The 17056-nt window shown below is 70.9% G+C and carries 12 protein-coding genes; 5 read left to right on the forward strand and 7 right to left on the reverse strand.

Annotated features, from left to right (window positions below):
- Positions 1-49: 49 nt before the first annotated feature.
- A complete protein-coding gene (locus tag AC067Z_RS16280; protein WP_478790194.1) occupies positions 50-2584 on the forward strand; it encodes a SpoIIE family protein phosphatase in 2535 nt (844 codons plus the stop codon).
- Positions 2585-2623: 39 nt separating this feature from the next.
- Here AC067Z_RS16280 and AC067Z_RS16285 read toward each other — a convergent pair whose 3' ends face one another.
- Positions 2624-4264, reverse strand: a complete 1641-nt coding sequence (locus AC067Z_RS16285) for a serine/threonine-protein kinase (RefSeq protein WP_478790159.1) — start codon at positions 4262-4264, stop codon at positions 2624-2626.
- A gap of 219 nt (positions 4265-4483) precedes the next feature.
- Positions 4484-5500, reverse strand: a complete 1017-nt coding sequence (locus AC067Z_RS16290) for a DMT family transporter (RefSeq protein ID WP_478790160.1) — start codon at positions 5498-5500, stop codon at positions 4484-4486.
- An 80-nt stretch (positions 5501-5580) separates the two neighbouring features.
- Between AC067Z_RS16290 and AC067Z_RS16295 the strand changes: the two genes are divergently transcribed.
- Positions 5581-6171: a TetR/AcrR family transcriptional regulator gene (locus tag AC067Z_RS16295; protein WP_478790161.1), complete on the forward strand. Its 591-nt coding sequence runs from the start codon at positions 5581-5583 to the stop codon at positions 6169-6171.
- Positions 6172-6253: 82 nt separating this feature from the next.
- On the opposite strand, the gene AC067Z_RS16300 is transcribed toward AC067Z_RS16295, so the two are convergent.
- The 3 genes from AC067Z_RS16300 to AC067Z_RS16310 all read right to left on the reverse strand — a co-directional run bounded on the left by AC067Z_RS16300 (position 6254) and on the right by AC067Z_RS16310 (position 9682).
- A complete protein-coding gene (locus AC067Z_RS16300) occupies positions 6254-6802 on the reverse strand; it encodes a transglycosylase SLT domain-containing protein (protein ID WP_478790162.1) in 549 nt (182 codons plus the stop codon).
- A gap of 898 nt (positions 6803-7700) precedes the next feature.
- The gene (locus tag AC067Z_RS16305) at positions 7701-8243 is read right to left on the reverse strand and encodes a GNAT family N-acetyltransferase (protein ID WP_478790163.1); all 543 of its coding nucleotides are present in this window, start codon (positions 8241-8243) and stop codon (positions 7701-7703) included.
- Between the two features lie 224 nt (positions 8244-8467).
- On the reverse strand, positions 8468-9682 hold the full coding sequence (locus tag AC067Z_RS16310; protein ID WP_478790164.1) for an MFS transporter: 1215 nt from the start codon (positions 9680-9682) through the stop codon (positions 8468-8470).
- A gap of 179 nt (positions 9683-9861) precedes the next feature.
- On the opposite strand from AC067Z_RS16310, the gene AC067Z_RS16315 reads away from it, so the two are divergent.
- Together AC067Z_RS16315 and bla are read left to right on the forward strand one after the other, a co-directional pair.
- Positions 9862-10347, forward strand: coding sequence for a hypothetical protein (locus AC067Z_RS16315; RefSeq protein ID WP_478790165.1), 486 nt, complete (start codon positions 9862-9864; stop codon positions 10345-10347).
- 171 nt (positions 10348-10518) lie between these two features.
- A complete protein-coding gene (bla, locus tag AC067Z_RS16320) occupies positions 10519-11448 on the forward strand; it encodes a class A beta-lactamase (protein WP_478790166.1) in 930 nt (309 codons plus the stop codon).
- Between the two features lie 69 nt (positions 11449-11517).
- On the opposite strand, the gene AC067Z_RS16325 is transcribed toward bla, so the two are convergent.
- Positions 11518-11871, reverse strand: coding sequence for a hypothetical protein (locus AC067Z_RS16325; protein WP_478790167.1), 354 nt, complete (start codon positions 11869-11871; stop codon positions 11518-11520).
- Between the two features lie 570 nt (positions 11872-12441).
- Between AC067Z_RS16325 and AC067Z_RS16330 the strand changes: the two genes are divergently transcribed.
- Positions 12442-15816, forward strand: coding sequence for a pyruvate carboxylase (locus AC067Z_RS16330; RefSeq protein ID WP_478790168.1), 3375 nt, complete (start codon positions 12442-12444; stop codon positions 15814-15816).
- Positions 15817-15906: 90 nt separating this feature from the next.
- On the opposite strand, the gene AC067Z_RS16335 is transcribed toward AC067Z_RS16330, so the two are convergent.
- The gene (locus AC067Z_RS16335) at positions 15907-16872 is read right to left on the reverse strand and encodes an NAD(P)H-dependent flavin oxidoreductase (protein ID WP_478790169.1); all 966 of its coding nucleotides are present in this window, start codon (positions 16870-16872) and stop codon (positions 15907-15909) included.
- Positions 16873-17056 lie beyond the last annotated feature (184 nt).

The raw sequence follows: 17056 nt of genomic DNA on the forward strand, positions 1-17056 counted from the left end.
GGACGACGCGCCGCTGCCCCCTGACCCGCTGCGGGACCAGGACCTCTCCATGGCGGCGGTGATCCGCACCGCCGGTGCCGACCGACTGCCGGCCACGGGCCCGAGCTCAGGCCCCGGCGCGCCGCCTGCCGGTGCACCGCTCGTCGCTCCGCGAGCAGAACTCGCAACACCAGCGTCTGCCGGGGCCGTCCCGTCGCCGGCCCGCCAGGGCCCGGCCGACGCGCCGGGGGACGACCTGCCTGCGCGGCCGTCGGTCGTCGGGCGTCTGGCCGCCACGGTGGAACGACTCCGAGCCGAGGTGAGGGCGGCCCACGCCGCGGCCGACGGGCGTGCCCTCGTCGAGCTGGCCAAGGGGATCATGATCGAACGGCTCCGGTGCGGTCCGGCGCAGGCAGCACATCAACTGGCCGAACTCGCCGACCAGGCAGGGCTGTCACGGCTGGAGCTGGCCGCCGACATCGTCAACCAGGCCGCCCGTGACAACGTCACCGACCTCGCCGACGAGTTCCTCCGGCAGGCGAGCGGAGCCCTCACGCCGCAGGACGGACCGGACAGATCCGTCGCCGTCCGTATGCGCACTGCCGAAAGCGCGGCACTGTCCGCCGGCGATACGCAGGCCGTCGCCGAATCCCTGCTCCAGCACGCCCTGATCCCTCTCGGGGCGACGGCCGTGGCCGTCTGGACCGCCGGATCGGACGCCTCCCTCACACTGAGCGGGCACGCCGGATTCAGCGCCGACGAAGCAGGGCGCTGGCGCTACGTGCCACCAGGCGTCGCGACCGTCGCCCGCCAGGCCCTCGGCGAGCGGCGTGCCGTGAACATCTCCACTCTGCTCGAGGGCGGTCTGCCCTCGATAGGCCACCAGGAGCTTCGCGGGGGCGGGCGGGTCGCGCTGCCCGCCGGGACGGGCGGGCGCATACACGGTGTCCTGGAGATCTGCTGGCCTCAGCCACTCCTGCCGCTTTCCCCCGTCATATCGCGCCAGATCGAAGCCCTGGCGGAGTTGTGCGCCCACACCCTGGAGAGCGGCCCTCCGCCCGGCGGGGTGGTCGAGGCCGCCCGTGAAACGGCGGACGTCTCCGAACTCGCCGATCTGGCCGACGGCCTGTACGACGCGGCACTCGTCCTCACGCCGCACCTCGACGACGAGGGCGGTCTCGGCGACTTCCGGATCCGCCACGCCAACATCCGTTTCGTCGACCCGGCGGGACGGCCCCGCAGCGCCGTCAACGGAGCCCTGCTCCTGGAGGCCTATCCCATGGCCGCGGGCGACAGCGAACTCTTCGAGAAGATCGAACGCGTCTACGCCACCGGAGAGCCCTTCCGCGCGGAGCGCATGACGCTCACCGCCCTCGTCGACCAGGTTCCCCTCGCGTCCGTCGCCGACCTCAGCATCAGCCGGCACGGGAGCAGCGTGTTGCTCATCTGGCGGATCGAGGACGAGGCCGCACGGCTCGCGAGCCTCCTCCAGCATGCCCAGCGCCTCGGCCGCATCGGCGGCTTCGAGGAGAGCCTCGTCACGGGCGAGATCACCTGGAACGGGCAGCTGTTCGCCATGTACGGGCGCTCGGGCACCGACAGGCCGGTGTCGCTGCAGGACCTCGCCGATCACGCCCATCAGGACGACGCCGTCGCCATCGGCCGGTTCCTCCAGGCGGTGCTGCACCACCGCCGTGCCACGTCGACGGCCTTCCGCCTCCAGCGCCCCGACGGCGTCACGCGTCACATCCGGGTCATCGCCGAACCCGTCCTCGGCGCCGACGACCGTCTCCTCGCCGTGCGCGGGGCCTACCAGGACATCTCCTCCCAGCACTGGACGGAGGTGGCCCTCGCCGCCACACGCGACCAACTCGCGCACACGGAACAGGAGTCGGCGGAGCGCAACCGCCTGGCGCTGCAACTCCAGCACGCCATCATGCCGCCGGCCCGGGGCCCGCTCGACGCCCCCGGTCTGCGCGTCGCCGTGCGTTACCGTCCCGCGGAGACGGAGTCGCTGGTGGGCGGCGACTGGTACGACACGGTGGTGCTCCCGTCCCGGCAGATCCTGCTCTGTGTCGGGGACATCGCCGGACACGGCATCGAGGCCGCGACCGGAATGGTGGTCCTGCGCAACGCCATGCGCGGTCTCGCCGTCACCGGCGCAGGTCCGGGCCAGCTGCTGTCCTGGCTCAACATCGTGGCGCACCACCTCTCCGAACAGGTCACCGCCACCGTCGTGTGCGGCCTGTACGACCCGCGGACACGCATCCTGCGCTGGGCGAGGGCCGGCCACCTGCCACCAATACTGGTCCGCGGACAGGACGCGACCACGCTGCCGCTGCTCCGCGGGATGCTCCTCGGCGCGCTCGCGGAAACCGAGTACGAGGAGGGTGAGGTCCAGCTCGAGAAGGACGACACCCTGCTGATGTACACCGACGGCCTCGTCGAACGCAGGGACACGGCCGTGCACGATTCGCTCGCTCAACTGCTCGCCACGGCGCAGGTCTCGGCGGCCTCGCTCGAACGCCGGCTGGACAGGCTGCTCACCCACAGCAAGTCGGACACCGACGACGACACGTGCCTCATCGGCGTCCAGGTCCCGTGACCGTTGCCGTGTCGTGCCCGTGCGTGCGGCGAGGTGCGATCAGGCCGGGCGTTTCCAGAGGGTGACCTGCCCCTTGTAGGTGGGCAGCCGGTCGCCCGGGACGACGTCCGTGATCAGTACCTCGGCGACGTTGTCGTTGGACGTGATGGAGCACAGCAGCGTGCCCGCCTTGAGGATGCGGCCGTTGCGGAGTTCCGCGGCGGGCAGTGGGTGGGGGATCGTGGCCGTCTCTTCGGCGCGGTCGCACACCGTGGTCCGCGGGCCTGTGACGGAGAAGATGCTGCCGAGGATTCCGTCGGTGCTGTACATCAGTTCGCCGGGACCCTGGAGGCTGCCCTGCTCGAACAACGTCGCCTGGGGGATGTCGAAGTCGATGATGTTCCACTGCTCGGGAGTGGGCGGAGGCGCGAACGTGAAGGGTCTGTTCGCGAAGAGGAGCCGGTAGCCCTCCGGCGCCTGCGGGGTGGGCGTGACCGGGGGAGTCGGGGCGGCGCCGGACGAGGGCGGCGAGGTGGCCGGATGAGGACGGCCTGTGGACCTGTCCGGGCCGTCGCCTTGCTGCATCGCCCACGCCGACAGGGCCGCCAGGGCGGCTGCCGCCACGCCACCGGCGACGGCGACGGACCGTGCCCGCGGTCGCCCGGCCCGGTGCGGGGCAGTCTCTGACGCGTCGACCGGTGGAGGCGGCCCGAACACGCCGGGCGCCGCCGGCTGTACGGCAGCCGCATCCGCGGGTTGCGGGGTCCGGTCCGCCTCGGTCGGGGCCGGCGGAGCGGCGGTCAGCCACGAGGAGGCTTCGGCGGCGACGGCCGCGAGATGACCACTGACGTTCTCCGGCAGCCAGTCGTCGAGTTCGCCCAGCGGCCGACCGGACCGCTCGGCACACAGGCGCGCGAACTCCGCGGCGGTGGGGCGGTCGGTGGGGCTGGGCGCGAGCGCGTCATGAAGGACCGTCCGCACCGGCTGCGGGCAGACGTCGAGCCCCGGCGGCCGGTCCGTGCCGGCCGCGATGAGCGCGGCGATGCCGAGGCCCGGACCCTCGCCGTAGGGATGGCGGCCGGTTGCCGCGACGGCCGCGACCAGTGCCAGGGCGAACACGTCGGACGCCGCGGTCGGCTCCTGGCCGAGGGCGTGCTCGGGCGACATGAACTGAGGGGTCCCGATCAGGCCGCCGGTCACGGTGAGCTGTGTGGCCTCTGTCGCGCGGGCGATCCCGAAGTCGATCAGCCAGGGCCCGTCCGCGGTGATCAGCAGATTGCTCGGCTTGACGTCACGGTGGACGAAGCCCGCCGCGTGCACGGCGTCCAGGGCCAGCGCCGCACAGCCGGCGAGTTGCAGCACCGTGTGCGGGGGCAGAGGACCGAACCGGTTCAGGACGTCGTGCAGGGTCGGACCCGGCTTGTACTCCGTGACCATCCACGGCTGCGTGCCCTGTACGTCGTAGTCCAGTACGGGCAGCAGGTGATAGCCGGCCACCCGCGAGGCGGCCGCCACCTCCCGGGCGAACCGTGCGCGGAACGAATCGTCCTGCGCATGCTCGGAACGGATCACCTTGAGCGCCAGCGGCCGGTTGCCGCGCGAACGGGTCAGAAAGACGCTGCCCATCCCGCCCTCGCCGATCCGCGCCTCGACGCGGTAGCCGCCCACCTCACGCGGATCACCGGCTCGCAAAGGCTGCATCGCGCCGTGCACCCGACCTCTCGTCCCGCACTCTGTTCCCGCCCGGGACGCTACCCGGCGCTGCGGGGGCCGTCCTGAGTACGGGTACTCACGCGGAGACGCGGCGCATCCCATCCACGGTGCGGGGTAGGCGACTTCACGAACAACGTCCGCAAGCCCGGTCGGACACCGGGTCGTTGCCCAGCACAGGAGGCGCCGTGTCAGGCCTGATGACGCGAATCAAGCAGTTCGGCCGCAGCCCTCAGGGCCGCAGGACCGTTGCGGCAGCGCGCCGCGCGGCAGCCGACCCGAGGAGGCGGGCCCAGGCGCGCCGCGTGCTGAGCCGGTTCCGCGGACGGCGCTGAGGTCGTCCTTCGCCCTGTCCGCCGCCGGCGGCGCGCCGCGTCGCACGACCACCACCGCGGCGAGTCCGAGGGCGAGACCCGCGGCCGTCTGCACCCCGAACGGCTCGCCGAGCATGATCGCGCCCCACACGGCTGTCACGGGTGCCATGAGGAACATCAGGGTGTTGACGTGGGTGACCCCGGAGCGTCGCATCACCAGCCAGTAGAGGCCGTAGCCGCCGAACGTGGCCAGGGCCACCAGCCATCCGACCGCCGTCCAGAACGAGGCCTCGGCAGGCGGCGACGCGGCGCCCAGCGCCACGGCGAGGACGGAGAAGACGACGGCGCTGGTCGCGCAGTGAATGGTCAGGGAGACCGACGGGGCCACCGGCCGACGCGTCCGGCCCTCCACGAACGTGGCCGCCACCAGCGACAGCATCCCGAGGAACGGCACCGCGTAGGCCGCTGCCGCGACGCCCTCGACGGCCGCCGCGTCGGCGAGCGTGACGACGGCGACGCCCGCCACACCCAGGAACAGCCCCGTCCACTGCCGAGCGGAGACGTACTGTCCGAGCAGCGGTCCGGCCAGCGCGCCGGCAACCAGCGGCTGCGTCCCGTCGATCAGGGCAGTGGTGCCGCTGGAGACGCCGAGCTCGATCGCCCAGTAGACGGTGAGGAGATATCCGCTCTGCGAGAGGGTGCCGATCACCGTCTGCCGCAGGACGTCGCGCCGCGTGATGCCCTGCCAGGCGGTTCGTGCGAACAGTGCGGAGAAGAGGGCCAGCAGGACGGTGAGCGGCAGGAAACGCCACATGAGCACGGTGACCGCGGCGGCGCTGCCCGCGCCGAGCTTGGCGCCGATGAATCCGGAGCTCCAGCAGAGCACGAACGCGATGGGGAGAAGGACGTTCATGGCGTCACCACCGGTGGACGCTGCTAGGTATACAGATCGGTCTACTCGGCTTCACTATACAGATCGGTATACTCGATGTCATGGACCACACCCCGGCCGTGCACCGGATCGTCATGACGAAAGGCGCCCTCCGCGTCCTGGGGGCGGCGTCGCGGCTCTTCTACGAGCGCGGGATCCACGCCGTCGGCGTGGACCTGATCGCGGCGGAGGCGGGTGTCACCAAGAAGACCCTCTACGACAGGTTCGGATCCAAGGACCAGCTGGTCGTCGAGTACCTCGCGGCCCGCGACGAGGCGTGGCGCGCGTTTCTCGCCGGCCGGCTCGACGAGGCCGGCCCCGCGGCGGCGGATCGCGTCCTCGCGGTCTTCGACGCATCCCGGGTGTGGGCGGGGGAGCGCGGCGACCGCGGCTGCAGCATGGTCAATGCCCATGCCGAGATCAGTGACCCACAGCACCCCGCGTACCCACTGATCACCGGTCAGAAGGCCTGGATGCTCCGGCTCTTCACCGACCTCGCCCGCGACAGTGGCGCTGAGCAGCCGGAGTCACTGGGCCGGGCCCTGATGCTCCTGCATGAGGGGGCGCTCGTCGCGCACGGCCTGCGGGTCTTCCCCGACGCCTTCCGGGAGGCCCGGCTGCGGGCCCGCTCCCTGCTCGACGCCGGGCGCTGACCGGCCACCGTCCGGCAACGACGACGCGGCCCCGCCCATGAAGGGCGGGGCCGCGGGTGCCGAACGACTCCGGAAGAGCGGATCAGTACGCGGAGTCGACGTTGTCGATGGAACCGTACTTGTCGGCGGCGTAGTTGGCGGCCGCGGTGATGTTGGCCACCGGGTCGGTCAGCTCGTGCGGGGTGCCGTCGACGTGGTACGCGTCGAACGTCGGCTGGATGACCTGCAGCAGGCCCTTGGACGGGGTGCCGTTCTGCGCGTTGATATCCCAGTCGTTCATGGCGTTCGGGTTGCCGCTGGACTCACGCATGATGTTGCGGTGCAGTCCCTCGTAGCTGCCGGGGATGCCCTCGGACTTCATGATGTCCAGCGATTCCTTGATCCAGCCGTCGAGGTTGTCGGCGTAGTTCTTCTTCGCCTTGGCCTTCTTGGGCTTGTCCTTCTTCGCCGTCGAGGCCTCGGCCGTCGCGACCGTGGCCTTCGACGCGCTCTCGGTGACCGGAGCGGCCTGCGCCGGCGAGGGGGCCAGGGTGAGCGCCAGTGCTGCGGCGCCCGCGGTGGCCAGTCCGGTGACAGAGAGCTTGCGGAGTCGGGCGGTACGGGTGGCGATGGTCTGCGTGGCGGCGGTCATACGGAAGGGACTCTCCAAACGGGGGACGTCATGGGGAGGCCGACCATGGTCGCGATCGGCGGTACACGGAGAAGGTCTCCGCGTAGGGGCCGGAGCGGTTGACCGGGCGGAATGTGCCCGGCCCCGGCACTGGCTCCCCGGAACGTCAGCCATGGTTAGGGGCAGTTCGAACCCGGCGCAAGAATGTGACCTACTACCCCACTACGGAACAATGCGCCAAAGGATCAGCTCCAGGGCATTTGCCCGGTCTGTCATGGGTGTGGTTTCCACTACCCGCCCTAGGAGGTGACGTGGCTCCTATGCGCGGCATCACAGAGAGGCGGCGCTGTGGGGTCGGATCACTACGGGGAGTGTGCGAATTTCACGCCTGCGGCAGACGCGCGTTGCGCGCTCTCGCCTGCGGCGGCGCGGGTCGCTGCGCCCCGGCGCGGCTCGCCACACTCCGGCGGCCCGCGACCTTCTGCGTGGCGCCGCCCGAGTCCTTCGGGCGGCGCGGATCGACGTCCGGGAACAATCCGCGTCGATTGAAGGTTCATCTACATGTGACCGCGGAGGGGACAGTGTCCTCGGGCCTCACCTATTGCCCATGGGGAAGATCGTTCGGCTGAAGCCCCATGGAGCCCTTCGCCGGGAGGCGACCGCCCTCCGTTGTCACCACATGCGGCCCCGGCCGGTTCCCCCGACCGGCCGGGGCTCTCTCGTCGGCAGCGCCAGGCGCGCGTGCACGCGGTGCCTTGTCCAGGGCATGTCCGGCGGATCATAGGCCCATCGCGGCTTCGGGTCGGTGGCATGAGGATGGGGTGTGGAGACTTGACGCATGGGGGGAGTGGTCCCGGCTGAAGCCGCATCTGCCGAAGTGCGGGCGGCGCGGTGGCCGTTGGGTTCCTCGGGGCAGACCCTAGCCCTTCGAGTCAGGCTTCCAGTCCTGGACGAGGAGCCCGAGCAGTACCTCGTCCAGGAACTCGCCCAGGACCCAGGCCGAGGAGCGCAGTACCCCTTCGCGGACGAAGCCGTTGCGCTCGGCGGAGCGCAGCATCGCGGCGTTGTCCGACAGCGTCTCGATCTGCAGCCGCTGCAGGCCGCGCACGACGAAACCGTAGTGGCACAGCACCGCGACCACGTCGGTGCCGTAGCCCTTGCCGCGAGAGGACGGCAGCAGCCCGAGGCCGATGTGCGCGGACCGGCTGTGGTTGTCGATGCCCCACAATGTCGCGGTGCCGACCAGCGTGCCGCCGTCCAACTCCACCACGGAGAACGGGACGTGCCCCTGCTCCTTGTCGTCCACCACCAGCCGTGGATCCTGCGAGCCGGGCGTGATCGGCCGCCACGGCCCGCCTTCGGCCCGTGAGGCGTTGACCACGTCGTCGTAGAGCTCAGTCCGCAGGATCGGGATGTCGTCCTCGTGCCGGGCCCTGAGCCCCACCTTGCTGCCTCTTAGCATGCAAGCTTCCTATCCGACCGGGCTCGCCGACGCCAAATCCATGAGGCAACTGCCTCGGCATCCACAGGGCATGGGGGTGCGTCGCGGGCCCGCAAAGATCCGCCGGAGGGGGCCCACCTCCGCCTTGGGATCCACGGCACCAGACCCTCCCCCTACGCCCTGCGGGCGTGGGGGACCCCCACTCACTGATCCGGCCTGATCCACAAGACACCCCCTAGGGACACCTAGGGAACCTCCTCACCGGCTGTCGCCTGTGCCGGCAGCGGCCTGGCCAGAGCAACGGCCACCAGCAGGTACGGCGTTGCCAGCAGCGCGAACACCGCGCCGTGCGACGCGTGCGGTGACAGCGCCGCATAGGCGCCGTACGCCATCAGAGACGCGACGTTCGTGCCAAGGCCTGTCAGTGACGTGATGGTCGCCCGGCTCGGGCCGGTGATCGCCGCCTGGAGGCGTACGTCGGCCAGCACGTCGGCGAGCTGGAAGACCAGGAACGCGGCGCCGAGCAGGGCGAATCCGCCGACCGTGCCCGACAGCGCTCCCGCCGCGAGCGCCACCGCGGCAGCCGCGACCATCGCGCCGAGCGCGCGGGGGGAAAGCCGTTCGCCGGGGGTCACCAACAGCGAACCGAGCGTCACGCCCACCCACACCAGGAGCACCAGCAGCGGCACGTACGCGGTCGCGACACCCGTGGAAGCGGCCAACAGCGGCACGTACTCGTCGAGTGCCCCCCACAGCGAGGTGATCACGACGGCGAGGGCCATCGCCCGCCTGACGGCACGGCTGCCGCGCACCTCGGTGAGTCCGGAACGCAACGTAGCGAGATAGTCGGGCCGTTCGGCGTGCGCGCGGGCGACGCGGTGTTCGGGGAGTATCGCGCCGACCGCCGCGCACAGCAGGCAGGTGCCGATGCTCGCGCCCCAGAGCAGAGCGTGCCCGCCGAACGCGAGGGCGGGCGCGGCGGCAGCCGTCGCTGCGGCGGTCGCGCCCATGCTCACCGCGGCGGCCCTGCCCATGACCCTGCCGTAGCGGTCGGCCGCGCCGAGCCGTTCGAGCTCGTCGTGGACCAGGGCCTCCATGGCGCCGGAGCGCAGGGAGCCGCCGACGGCCCACAGCGTGAACCCGGCGGCGTAGGCGGCGTACGACGGTGTCAGCGCCCACAGCCCGAATCCGGCAGCGGACAACAGCGGTCCGACGGCCATCATCGTGCGCCGGGACACGGCATCGGCCCATACGCCCGACGGCACCTCGACCAGCAGTCCGACGATGCACCAGATGGCGAAGAGGGAGGAGATCTCGGCGGTGGTCAGCCCGTTCTCGGCGAAGAGCAGGGCGTAGAGCGGGTAGAGGAGGACGAAGTCCTCAAGTCCGGCGTAGGCGTAGAGCTTTCGCTCAAGACTGCGGACGCCGGGGTCGGGCGGGCACGACGAATCGGTGAGCATGCGTGTGGTCCTTCTGGGGAACGGACGGGGGTCGCCGGGTGCTCATCCGCGCGGCGGCCCACGGCAGTCCGTTCCCGGACCTGCTGCGGTGGATCAATGTCGTCGTCGGCTCATGGGGCCGAGTCTACGCCCCCGCATAAGCGCGCCGGGGGATATGGCGGCCTGCCAGGATGCGCTCCATGGACAGACCTCAGTCGCAGCCGCAGGCCGCGCCCACCGAGCCGCAGCCGCAGGCAGCGACGACCCAGCCCGAGTCGCAGGCCGCGCCCACCGAGCCGCAGCCGCAGGCAGCGACCAACCGGCCCGAGTCGCAGGCAGCCGCACCCCAGCCGCCCCACCGATCGAACAGGCTCGTCCTGGCCCTCGGCCTTCCCGTGGTCGTGGCGCTCATAGTCGGCGTCATCTTGGAAGGCCCGGATCCCTACCCGGCCGTCGGTGCCTGCGTGAGCGCGGACGAGGAACTCGTGGCGGTCCGCTGTGAATCCGACGAGGCCGACGGCAGGATTCTCCAGGTCTTCCCCGGAGAGGCGACCGACGCTTGCGACGACGTACCCGGCACCTCGGACACCTACACCATCGAGGAGTACTGGCAGCTCGGTGACGACAGGGAGGGCTTCAAGATAGGGAAGTCCGAGTCGAGCGTTCTCTGCGTGGGCCCCAAGTAGGTGGGCCCGTGCGCATCGGGAGCAGGATCGGCGCGAAACGCGCGGTGACGTAGTGGACCGCATGAGCGGCGGAAGGTGAAGGTTGTCCCGGCACTCATGACCACGCACCGGGATGGCCGTGTCACCCCATCCCCCACGCGCCCGCTTGCGCGGCGCCCCGGAGGTACGACCATGCATCACGCCCGTGTCCGGCACGCTCTCCTGGGCGCGCTCGCCACGCTCGCTCTCGTTCCGCTCGCCGCCTGCGGCCAGGACGGTTCCCCGGCCGCGGCGTCGTCTCCGTCCGCGAAGACGACGAGGCCGACAGCGGCTGCCGAGACGTACGCCCGCGAGTTGAAGGAGCTCGAGCGCACGTACGACGCGCGGCTGGGCGTCTACGCCGTCGACACCGGCACCGGGCGCGAACTGGCCTACCGCGACGGCGAGCGGTTCGCCTACGCCTCGACGTTCAAGGCATTGGCAGCCGGTGCCGTGCTGCGCAAGTACTCCCTCAGCGGGATGGACCGGGTGATCACGTACTCCAAGGGCGACCTGATCGCCAACTCTCCCGTGACCGAGAAGCACGTAGGGACCGGGATGAGCCTGGCCGCGCTGTGCGACGCAGCCGTCCGTTACAGCGACAACACCGCGGCCAACCTGCTCTTCGACCAACTGGGCGGACCCCGGGGCCTCGACGCCGCACTCGAGGAGCTGGGTGACGACGTCACCCGGATGGAGCGCCGCGAGCCCGAGCTGAGCCGCTGGGCCCCGGGCAGCACGCGGGACACGACCACGCCGCGGGCCCTGGCCGGGGACCTGCGCGCGTTCGTGCTCGGGGACGTCCTCGGCAAGGCCGAACGAGCACAGCTCACGGAGTGGCTGAAGACCAACACCACCGGAGCCGAGCTCATCAGGGCCGGGACGCCCAAGGGCTGGGCGGTCGGCGACAAGACCGGCACCGGCAGCGGCTACGGCGCCCGCAACGACATCGCCGTGGTGTGGCCGCCCGACAGCGCACCCATCGTCATGGCGATCATGTCGAACCGCGGCAAGGAGGACGACGACCACGACAACAAGCTGATCGCGGAAGCGGCCTCCGTGGTCGCCGGCACGCTGTCGTAGCGGACCGCCCGCAGGCGCGGGACGGCCGGTGTCTCAGCGGACTGCCGCACGTGTGGGACGGCCGGTGTCTCAGCGGAACTCGTGGACCAGGTGGATCTCGCCGACGATGTGGGAGTTGAACTCGTCGAGCTCTTCGGCCGGAACCCACAGCTCGAGGATGGTCCGTCCACCGGCCTGGCGGACCGGGTACCGCCGCAGGAATTCCGACCCGACCTCGAAACGGGTGACGAAGCCGGCCCCGTCGTGCTTCACGTTCCAGTCCCTCGCGATCTTGATCGCGTAGTCCTCGTCGAGGACCGGGTAGAAGATCGGCTGCTCGGGCAGGCGGGGTGGCCAGGCGCGCCAGTTCAGTTCCCGGACCAGGTCCAACTCCGCGGGCCCGGTCGGGCGCCACAGGGTTGTCGTTGCCGGCGGGCTGGTCATGAGTTGCTCTCCGCACGAAAGGGCCGCCGAAGCGGCCGGTCAGGAGCCCGGACGATACCGGCGGGTACGCTGGTCGGCCACGACTTTTGGTGGTGGCACCGGCGTCGCCCTGTCTGCGCCGGGCGGGTGCCATCCGCCCGTGAAGGCCGGGCGGGCGGCCGCCGGCCGGGGGTGCTCGAGCCGTAGCCGGAGCGTGCCGCTACGTTCTGCTGCATGCTTCCGACGGCATCGGGGCAGGCGTCGCCACGTGAACGACCTGGTCGAACCCGGCGGCGGCAGCCGCACCGAATCGCCCGTCCGACAGGAGGACGCTGCAAGACTGACGGCCCGGACCGGGACAAAACGGCGTGAGCCGCGGGCGACTCGCCGCGACGACGTCCACCTCCTGGGACGACCGGAGACGACCGCAGGACCGAGGACTACGGTGCCCGCTACGGCGACGCGAACGTCCTCTACCTGCACCACTCGTCGCCGTCCCACCAGAACGACGGCCGCCGTCGGCCCTCGTGCTTTACCAGCAGCCCGTCGCCGACACGTTGTGTTCGTACCGGGGGACAGAAAGGATCGCGCATGTTCCGCAAGGTGCTCGTCGCCAACCGTGGGGAGATCGCCATTCGCGCGTTCCGCGCCGGCTTTGAGCTGGGCGCGAGAACCGTCGCCGTGTTCCCGCACGAGGATCGCAACTCGTTGCACCGGCTGAAGGCCGACGAGGCGTACGAGATCGGCGAACCGGGACACCCCGTACGGGCCTATCTCTCCGTCGAGGAGATCGTCCGTGCCGCGATCAGGGCGGGGGCGGACGCGGTCTACCCCGGATACGGCTTTCTGTCCGAGAACCCCGACCTCGCGCGCGCATGCGAACGTGCGGGCATCACGTTCGTCGGCCCGAGCGCGGAGATCCTCGAACTGACGGGGAACAAGGCGCGCGCGGTGGCCGCGGCACGTGAGGCCGGCGTCCCCGTGCTGGGTTCCTCGCAGCCCTCCACCGACGTGGACGAACTGGTCCGGGCCGCGGAAGACCTCGGCTTCCCGGTGTTCGTCAAGGCCGTCGCCGGTGGCGGTGGCCGCGGGATGAGGCGCGTCGAGGATGCCGGCACGCTGCGCGAGTCCATCGAGGCGGCGGCGCGCGAGGCGGAGTCCGCGTTCGGCGACCCGACCGTCTTTCTGGAGAAGGCCGTCGTCGAGCCTCGCCACATCGAGGTGCAGATCCTCGCCGACGGTGCAGGCAACGTGATCCACCTGTTCGAGCGCGACTGCTCGCTGCAGCGTCGTCACCAGAAGGTGATCGAGCTCGCGCCCGCGCCCAACCTCGACCCGGAGCTGCGCGAGCGGATCTGCAGCGACGCCGTGAAGTTCGCGCGCCAGATCGGCTACCGCAACGCGGGCACCGTCGAGTTCCTCCTCGACCCCGACGGCCGGCACGTGTTCATCGAGATGAACCCGCGGATCCAGGTCGAGCACACGGTGACCGAGGAGGTCACCGATGTCGATCTCGTCCAGTCGCAGTTGCGGATCGCCGCCGGCGAGACGCTGGCGGACCTCGGGCTGGCCCAGGAGACCGTCCAGCTGCGCGGTGCCGCGCTCCAGTGCCGGATCACCACCGAGGATCCGGCCAACGGCTTCCGACCGGACACGGGCATGATCAGCGCCTACCGTTCGCCGGGCGGCTCCGGTATCCGCCTGGACGGCGGCACGGCCCACGCCGGCACGGAGATCAGCGCGCACTTCGACTCGATGCTGGTCAAGTTGACGTGCCGCGGCAGGGACTTCTCCGCCGCCGTCGGCCGCGCGCGGCGCGCCGTGGCCGAATTCCGTATCCGCGGTGTGTCCACGAACATTCCCTTCCTGCAGGCGGTGCTCGACGATCCGGACTTCCAGGCCGGGCGGGTCACCACGTCGTTCATCGAGAAGCGGCAGCACCTGCTGACCGCCCGGCACTCCGCCGACCGCGGTTCGCGGTTGCTCACCTACCTCGCCGACGTCACGGTGAACAAGCCTCACGGTGAGCGGCCGCATCTGATCGATGCGACCACCAAGCTGCCGCGGCTGCCCGACACCCCGCCACCCGCCGGCTCCAAGCAGAAGCTCGTCGAGCTCGGCCCCGAGGGCTTCGCGCAATGGCTGCGGGCCTCGCCGACGATCGGCGTCACCGACACCACGTTCCGTGACGCGCATCAGTCGCTGCTCGCCACCCGGGTCCGGACGAAGGATCTCCTCGCCGTGGCCCCGGTGGTCGCGCAGACGGTGCCTCAGCTGCTGTCGCTGGAGTGCTGGGGCGGGGCCACCTACGACGTCGCACTGCGTTTCCTTGCCGAGGACCCCTGGGAGCGCCTCGCCCACCTGCGTGAAGCGGTGCCGAACATCTGCCTGCAGATGCTCCTGCGCGGCCGCAACACCGTGGGCTACACCCCGTACCCCACCGAGGTGACCACTGCCTTCGTGGAAGAGGCCACGGCGACGGGTGTCGACATCTTCCGGATCTTCGACGCGCTGAACGACGTCGGCCAGATGCGGCCCGCCATCGATGCCGTGCGGGAGACCGGATCGGCGGTCGCCGAGGTTGCGTTGTGCTACACCTCCGACCTCTCCGACCCCAGGGAGAAGCTGTACACGCTGGACTACTACCTGGGGCTCGCCGAGCAGATCGTGGCCGCGGGCGCGCATGTGCTGGCCATCAAGGACATGGCCGGGCTGCTGCGTGCCCCTGCCGCGGCGAAGCTCGTCTCCGCGCTGCGCAGGGAGTTCGACCTGCCTGTCCACATCCACACCCACGACACCGCGGGCGGCCAGCTCGCCACCTATCTGGCCGCGATCCAGGCGGGCGCGGACGCGGTGGACGGGGCGGTCGCCTCCATGGCGGGCACGACCTCGCAGCCGTCGCTGTCGGCGATCGTGGCCGCCACCGACCACTCCGACCGGCCGACCGGACTGGATCTGCAGGCCGTCGGTGACCTGGAGCCGTACTGGGAGAGCGTGCGCAAGATCTACGCGCCGTTCGAGGCGGGCCTGGCGTCGCCGACCGGGCGGGTGTACCACCACGAGATCCCCGGTGGGCAGTTGTCCAATCTGCGCACGCAGGCCATCGCCCTCGGGCTCGGCGACCGTTTCGAGGACATCGAGGCGATGTACGCCGCCGCCGACAGGATCCTCGGCCACCTCGTGAAGGTCACCCCGTCGTCGAAGGTCGTCGGCGACCTCGCGCTGCACCTGGTGGGGGCCGGGGTGTCGCCGCAGGACTTCGAGGCGGAGCCGAAGAACTTCGACCTTCCCGACTCGGTCATCGGCTTCCTGCACGGTGAGCTGGGCAACCCTCCGGGCGGGTGGCCGGAGCCGTTCCGCACCAAGGCACTTCAGGGCCGAGCCGGCCCCAGGCCGACGCAGGAGCTGACCGACGAGGACCGTGACCGGCTGGAGAAGGACCGCCGGGCGACGTTGAACCGGCTGCTGTTCCCCGGGCCGACGAAGGACTTCGAGACGCACCGCCAGGCATACGGCGACACCAGCGTGCTGGAGAGCAAGGACTTCTTCTACGGCCTGCGCCCGGGTAACGAGTACACGGTGGACCTGGAACCCGGCGTCCGGCTGCTGATCGAGCTGGAAGCGATCAGCGAGGCCGACGAGCGTGGCATGCGCACGGTGATGTCCACCCTGAACGGTCAACTGCGGCCGATCCAGGTGCGGGACTCCGCGGTGGCCTCCGACATCCCGGTGACGGAGAAGGCCGACAAGTCCAATTCGGGCCATGTCGCCGCACCGTTCGCCGGTGTGGTCACGCTGGCGGTTGCCGAGGGCGACACCGTCGAGGCGGGCGCCACCGTGGCCACCATCGAAGCGATGAAGATGGAAGCCTCCATCACGGCCCCGAAGGGCGGGACCGTCTCCCGGGTCGCCATCAACGCGATTCAGCAGGTGGAAGGCGGCGACCTCCTCGTCGAGCTCGCCTGACGACGCGCCGAGCAGCCGCTGTGGGGTGCCCTCGGCGGCTGCTCGGCATCCCGGCGACGGGCCTGCGTGCGGTCCCTGGTCGGCTCGGGGTCACGGGCGGGCGGCGCGGGCCGCCCGTCCGAGGGCGGCCTCCGCCTCACGCACCGTTCTGCGCACGATCTCGCCCGCCGGCAGGATCTCGTGGACGAGTGCCGTCGACTGTCCGGTGAAAGGCAGGTACTCGTCGCCGCGTCCGCCGCGGACGGCCTCCATCACGCGCGGCACGATCTCTGCCGGGTCGACCTGTTCGGGATGGTCACGCAGGGCGTCCACCAGGGGCGTACGCAGTGACCGGGGCACTCCGAAGCTGTCGGGCCGGTTGAACGGAGGCAGGATCCGCTCGTTGTTGATCACCTTTACCGCGTCCACGGCATCCGCTGCGACGATGCGCTGCTTCCATTCGTCGGACACGTTCATCTCCGCCGATGCGAGGAAGCGGGTTCCCATCAGGGCACCTTGCGCGCCCAGCGCCAACGCCGCTGCCAGGCCACGCCCGTCGGCGATCCCGCCGGCGGCGACGACAGGGGTTTCGCCCGCCATGTCGACGATCTGCGGCACCAGCACCATCGTGCTGACGTCGCCTCCGTGACCTCCTGCCTCCCCGCCCTGCGCGACAAGGACATCGGCCCCCGCCTGCAGGGCCGCATCGGCTTGACGCGCGTCCGTGACCTGCTGGATCCACAGGATGCCCGCATCGTGGGCGCGGGCGATCAGGTCGGGCGGGACGGCAAGGTGGAACGAGATGGCTGCCGGGCGCTCCACGAGCGTGGCCTCGAAGGCGGAGTCGTCGAGCGGCCGCGTGGTGTGGTTGATCGCGAACGGGCGATCCGTCAGCTGCCGCAACGCGGCCCACTGCTCCTTGAGTTCGGGGACGGCACGGGCGGCGGTGCCCAGGCTTCCCAGCCCTCCTGCCTCGCACACCGCTGCCGCCAGTCCCACCTCCTCCCAGGGGCCGAAGGCGGCGCAGATGAGGGGAACCTCGATACCGAGCAGGTGACAGACAGGCGTTGAGAGCACGGGCGCCTCCGGCGGCATCGCGGAGCAGGCGCGGGAGACGACCTCCTCGGCTGTGCGCTCCTGGAGCGTCCGATCATGCCGAGAGCGGGCGGTGACGGCGTCGACATCGACGCTCCGGGTCCATTTCTCCGCCGGGATTCAACCATCCGGTGGCACCGCGGTCGAGCGCTCCTCGGGCGAACCC

The organism is Streptomyces sp. NPDC043812 (assembly GCF_056436245.1).